Annotated in this window: 3 protein-coding genes; all 3 read left to right on the plus strand. The window is 75.3% G+C overall.

Annotated features, from left to right (window positions below; translation table 11 throughout):
- The first annotated feature begins 2 nt into the window (after positions 1–2).
- Positions 3–440, plus strand: coding sequence for a protein-tyrosine phosphatase family protein (locus CCN44_RS18680; protein ID WP_244203936.1), 438 nt, complete (start codon positions 3–5; stop codon positions 438–440).
- A 239-nt stretch (positions 441–679) separates the two neighbouring features.
- Positions 680–1,420: a hypothetical protein gene (locus CCN44_RS18685; RefSeq protein WP_059252588.1), complete on the plus strand. Its 741-nt coding sequence runs from the start codon at positions 680–682 to the stop codon at positions 1,418–1,420.
- Positions 1,417–2,382 (plus strand): sensor histidine kinase (locus CCN44_RS18690; RefSeq protein ID WP_086698324.1); only part of this gene is annotated, 966 nt, incomplete at its 3' end. The genes CCN44_RS18685 and CCN44_RS18690, both read left to right, overlap by 4 nt.

A 2,382-nucleotide genomic window follows, 5' to 3' on the forward strand; every position in this document is an offset into this window, starting at 1 on the left:
GCCTGTGGATGGGCGGGCACCAGTTCCGGGGCCGTTCCGGAGGGCTGGAGTTCGCCGTCGTACGGGACGAGTTCGACCTGGTGCAGTCCCTGCTGCGGCTGCCGGGGTACGGGCCCGGTCCGGAGGTGGAGCACCATGTGTGGCCGATACCGGACGGGCCACTCGACGGGACGCAGCTCGCCGGGGTGATCCGGCTGGCGCGGGCGGTGAACGAGGCGCTGGACGCGGGCCGCCGGGTGCTGGTGCGCTGCTACCACGGGTACAACCGCTCGGGTCTGGTCATCGCGCACGCCCTGGTCCAGCGGGGTGACACGGCCGATCAGGCGGTCCAGCTGATCCGGGCCCGGCGCTCGGCGTGGGCGCTGCACAACGAGCTGTTCGTGGAGTACCTGCGGGCGGGTCTGGCGACCGTACGGCTGCTGGAGGAGCTGGCCGAGTAGGCCCGCCCCTGGCTCCGCGCCGGCCGCCCGCCCGGCCGGTCTGCCTCTCGGCCACCCGCGCCCCACCCGCGCCCCTCCCGGCACTCGACGCTCTCGCCACTTGCCCCCGCACCAGCGGCCAGTGCGGCCACTCCAGCCGCTCCGGCCACGCCGGCCACTCGGCGCCGCTCTCGTGTCGCCACAGGCGTCGCGCACCGCACACGAAGCAGTACAAAGCGCACTTCCGTCAGAATGTAAAGATGCCAGCCCGTCGTCCCGCGCGCACCGCCCTCGCCGTGACCGCCGTCGCCCTGCTGTCGGCGACGGCGGCGGCCTGCGGGGACACCGGCGCGTTGCAGGGCGCGGGACCGACCCCGACCGCGGTCAGCCCCACCAGGCTCTGGCCCGATCTGCGGCCGGCGTCCAGCCCGGCCTACCCGTACGACCCGGCGAAGCGGGAGACCGTCAAGGGCGTCACGGTCCCCGGCGACGACATCCGGAAGGTGGATCCGGTGGAGGTCGTCGAGGCGGAGTTGCGGGCGCGCCCCGACGACTACGGGTCGAAGGGGGCGTACCACGCGACCGCGGACCGGATGAAGCGGTGCCGGCCGGGCGCCTACGGGGGCCGGTGCCCGCTGCTGAAGCCGTACTACCGGGACCTCACCGGGGACGGCCGGGCGGATCTGACGCTCGGCTTCCGGCTGTACCCGGGCAACCAGACGGCGGTACGGGTCTACACCGTCGAGCGGCACACCCTGGTGCAGGTGCTGGCCGACAACGACGCGCTCATCGGGGTGGAGCTGGCCGGCCGGGCCCTGATCGAGCGCTCGCCGGCCGACATCTCCGGCTACGAGTACCGCACCACCTGGGTGTGGGACCCGGGCCAGCGCGCGATGGTGTTCTCCCGCGACGAGTACCTGCACGTCGGCGACGGCCGGCACGGCAAGACCCCGTCCCCCGCGCGGAGCCCGTCCCCGTCGGCCGCCGAGAGCCCGCGATGAGGCTCACGCTGCCCCACTGGGCCGGGGCCCTCGCCGTCAAGGCCGCCGCGTTCATCACGGTGATGTGCTGCGCGCTGGCCGCGCTGCTCGGCGTGCTCGTCCACGTCTCGGTGACCAACCAGACCGTCGGCCAGGCCCGCGACCTGGCGCTGTCCCGGCTCGCGGACGCCACCGAGGCGTACGAGGCCGGGGACAGGCTGCTGCCGGGCGCCGGGGTGGACCCGGAAGGGCTGCCCGCGCCGCTGCGGAGGCTGGCGGTGGCCGGGGAGCGCGGCACGATGGTCGCCACCCACCGGGGGCGGCCGGCCATGTGGGCGGCGGGGCCGGTGGCCGGTCACCGGGCGCTGGCCGTGGAGGTCGACTACTCCCAGCAGGCCCGCACCATCGACGGCCTCGACCGGTCGATCGTGTGGTCGTCGGGGCTGGCGATCGGCGCGACCGTGTTGGTCGGGGTGTTCGCGGTGACCCGGGTGACGCGGCGGCTGCACGGCACCGCGCGGGTGGCCCGGCGGATCAGCGCCGGCGATCTGGACGCCCGGGTCGACGACCCCCGGGCGAAGGATCCGACCCGGCCGCAGGACGAGGTCGCGGCGGTGGCCGCCGCGCTGGACTCGATGGCCTCCTCGCTCCAGAGCAAGCTGCTGAGCGAGCAGCGGTTCACCGCGGACGTCGCGCACGAGCTGCGCACACCGCTGACCGGGCTGCACGCGGCGGCCGAGCTGCTGCCTCCCGGGCGGCCGACGGAGCTGGTACGGGACCGGGTGGCGGCGCTGCGCACGCTCACCGAGGACCTGCTGGAGATCTCCCGGCTGGACACCGGGCGGGAGAAACCGGCGGTCGACACGGAGGCGCTCGGCGCGCTGGCGGAGCGGGTGGTGCGGGCCTCGGGCACCGCCACCGAGGTGCGGATCCTGCGGGATGTCCGGGTGGAGACCGATCGGCGGCGGCTGGAGCGGGTGCTG

This window comes from Streptomyces tricolor (genome assembly GCF_002155905.1).
Lineage (GTDB): Bacteria > Actinomycetota > Actinomycetes > Streptomycetales > Streptomycetaceae > Streptomyces > Streptomyces tricolor.

Bases quoted from the DNA above. Each gene is read 5' to 3' on its own strand.
- CCN44_RS18685 (WP_059252588.1), top strand. From the start codon at position 680: ATGCCAGCCCGTCGTCCCGCGCGCACCGCCCTCGCCGTGACCGCCGTC.